Here is a 3,123-nt window from a genome sequence, read left to right on the forward strand (position 1 = left end):
ATCATGGTCGCGGTCTACTACGCGCCAGGAGATCCGCGGAACACCGCGATCGACTACGCGGGATACTGCCTCCAGCACAACATCGTCGCGCGCTATCGGCTCGTACCCGCCGGCAGCGACCAGGGCTCCGCGAACGAGTTCTCCCCCAACGCCTACCTCCCCGCGGCCGCCCGCGGCAGGGACGTCACATGACCCTACTCGACAGCCACCGCTCGTCCCTCGCGCTCATCGGCCGCGCTCTCCAGGGCGCCCTCGTCAAGCAGGACATGCTCGCCGCCGTGGACGAGACCGTCGGCGAGGCCGCGGTCGGGTTCTTGACCGCTGGAGACGCGCCCGCCCTCGCCTCCGAGCTCACCACGCCGGAGGCGCTCGGGTTCGCCGTGTCGATGCGCTGGGCCGCCGACACCTCCAACGCCCCGGTCATCGGCCTCGCGCCGCACGGCCGCTGGCGCCTGACCCTCCCAACCGGGACGTTCGGCCAGGCCCTGGCGCCCGCCGACGCGGCGCCGCTCGCCATGGCCCTGCTCGCCGTTCGCCGGGCCATCCGCCCGTGCGAGCCCTGGCAGGCCCGCGATCCGGTGGCCGACGGTCTCCAGTTCCACCTGCGCTCGATGTCCGCGGCCCTGAGCCCGCGGCACGCCGAGCTGCTCCTGCCGCCCACCATCGCCTCCGACATCGGCCGCGACTGGTCCGGCCGCTACGATTTGCCCGCGGCTTGAAAGAAAGGACGCTCGTACGGGACGTGTTGCGCGGGCATGCAGCCCGGCCGGGGAATCGTCCCCGGCCGGGCTTTTTTACCGCTGCATGCTGGCGTCGCCGCCCGGTGATAGCGTGCGCCCGTGGCCGAGGATTACACGATCGAGGAGCCGGGCGAGGGCCCGGTGCGCGTCTACAACCTCCCCGAGACCGAGGACGCGCAGCTCTTCGAGTGCTCGTACAAGTTCGTGGAGAACCGTCAACACGACCACCTCGGGATGCTGTGGGGCGGCGAGTCGCGCGAGGTCGAGAACGCTAACTACCTCCGCGAGCGGTACTACCCGCGCGGATTCCAGCCGGTCGACCCTGGATCGGCCAACGCGCGCAAGCCGGAGCTGACCACGCCGATGGCGGCGGCGATCACGTCCCGCAACACTGGCCTGCTCCTTGGGACAGATCCGAAGATCGAGGTTGTGGTCGACGAGGACTCGCAGGCCCTGCTGCGGACCATGTACCAGGCCGGCAACCTGCGCCTCCCGTTCGCGCAGGCCCGCAACATGGCCGGCGGCGGCGGCGCGGCGGTGCTGATCCCTGGCGTCGTCGGCGGCCGGCCCTGCCTCACGGTTGGGAAGCCGAGCGAGTTCCGCGTGCTCAAGTGGTCCGACAAGGAGCCCTGGCAACCTGAGCGCATCGTCCAGCAGACGCTCGTGAGCCGGACCGTCATCGACCGCCACGGCCACCGGTACCCGAAAAACTTCTGGGCGACGACCGAGTGGAACACCGAGACGAAGATCGCCTACAAGCTGGTCCCCGAGGACTTCGACCCAGACGAGGCGATCCCCGTTGACACGTCCGTCCCCGAGATCGCCCACGGCGTGCGCGGCCGGTGCCCGGTCACCTGGTACAAGAATTCGGAGACAAACTGGCTGCTCGGCGACACGGACTTTGGCGGCCTTGAGCCCCGGTTCGATGCGGTGGACCGGCTCGGAACGCACCTGTACACCGCCGTCGGGAAGAACTGCGACCCGACCGTCTACCAGGCCGACGACGAGGGCACGCGCCGGCGCCACCTGATCAGCAAGCGCGGCCGCGGCGTCATCGCGCAGCTGAGCGCGCAGGGGAAGCTCGGCGCGCTGGAGATCGCCGGGACCAGCCTCGAGATCACCTACAAGTTCTGGCGCTCGCTCACCGACGACACTTTCGCGATGGCGGATTGCGTGCGCGTCACGCCCGACACGGCTGGCGCTTTCCGCACCGGCGAGGCGATCCGGCTGCTGTGGCGCGCGAGCGAGGTCCGCGTCGGCTGGCTCTGGCCGCCGCTCGCCGAAGCGATCCGGCGCACCCTCGAGTGCCTGTTCTCGATGGCCGAGACGTTCGGCGTGTCGTCCGTCGAGCGCCCGAAGCCGGGGACCTTCATCCTCCCGAGCAAGATCGTCCCGCCCGCGCGGCCGAAGCCCTCGCCGCCGGCGCCGCCTCCCCCGCCCGAGGTCGGACCCGACGGCGAAATCATGCCGGCGCCGACGCCCCGGCCGGTCCCGCAACTCGCCCCGCCGCAGGAGGAGAAGCCGAAGCCGAAGCTGGAGCCGCACAAGGTGGGCGCGTTCGGCTGGATCGACATCGCCCCGGGCTCGTACTTCGCCAAGACCCCGGCCGAGAAAGCCGCCGAGATCACGACGGTCCAGACCGCCGCGGGCGGGGTGCCGGTCCTGTCCCAAGAGACAGCGATCGAGGAGTCGGCGAAGGCGCTGGGCCGCGACCCCGACGAGGAGATCCGCAAGGTGCACGAGGAGGCCGATCGCTCGATCGACGGGTTCGGCGGGGGCGGCGGAGCGCTCGCGCTGGCGGAGCACGAGGCCGCCGAGGATGCCGCGGACGACATGGACCGCGGGCCGAAGCCCACGAAGGACGGCGACGGGGACGGCGAGACCGGCGAATAGGATTCGTGGTACGGCAGGTCCATGTCGACCTGGGGCTCCAAGGGAAAACAGCCGCTCCGCTACTCCACGCGCGTGCCGTTCGAGGGCCTGACCGGCGCCCTCGATAGCGTCGTTCTGCCCTCGCCGCCGCAGCGCTACATCCCGCTCGGCTGTTACCTCGAGATCGAGGGGACCGCGGCGCCGACGGACCCTGACACGGATTCGCTGCTGGTCCGCGTCGGGACCGACGCGCTCCCCAACCTGTTCGGCGGCGCGTCGTCGACCGAGGTCATGGGCCAGACCGGCGAGGTCGGCTTCGGGAGCGCGCCAGGCTTCCGCGGCGCCGACGTGCTCAAGATGTTCTTGCACGCGCGCCTCTCGCCAGACACCGACGGCGACCTGACCCACATCGAGGGCATCACCGCGATCACGTTCGTGCTCTGGTACCTGCCCGCGTGAATCCCCGCGACATCCTCCGCCGGATGCGCCAGCACCTGGCGGACACCGGCAA

Annotated in this window: 4 protein-coding genes; all 4 read left to right on the forward strand. The window is 70.8% G+C overall.

The window, feature by feature from the left end:
* Window positions 1–192 (forward strand): hypothetical protein (locus KBA23_RS16480; RefSeq protein WP_290743278.1); only part of this gene is annotated, 192 nt, incomplete at its 5' end.
* On the forward strand, window positions 189–719 hold the full coding sequence (locus tag KBA23_RS16485) for a hypothetical protein (RefSeq protein WP_290743283.1): 531 nt from the start codon (window positions 189–191) through the stop codon (window positions 717–719). The genes KBA23_RS16480 and KBA23_RS16485, both read left to right, overlap by 4 nt.
* A 120-nt stretch (window positions 720–839) precedes the next feature.
* Window positions 840–2,633, forward strand: coding sequence for a hypothetical protein (locus KBA23_RS16490; protein ID WP_290743286.1), 1,794 nt, complete (start codon window positions 840–842; stop codon window positions 2,631–2,633).
* 21 nt (window positions 2,634–2,654) lie between these two features.
* On the forward strand, window positions 2,655–3,071 hold the full coding sequence (locus KBA23_RS16495) for a hypothetical protein (RefSeq protein WP_290743289.1): 417 nt from the start codon (window positions 2,655–2,657) through the stop codon (window positions 3,069–3,071).
* Window positions 3,072–3,123 lie beyond the last annotated feature (52 nt).

This window comes from Amaricoccus sp., assembly GCF_017995835.1.
Taxonomy (GTDB): Bacteria; Pseudomonadota; Alphaproteobacteria; order Rhodobacterales; family Rhodobacteraceae; genus Amaricoccus.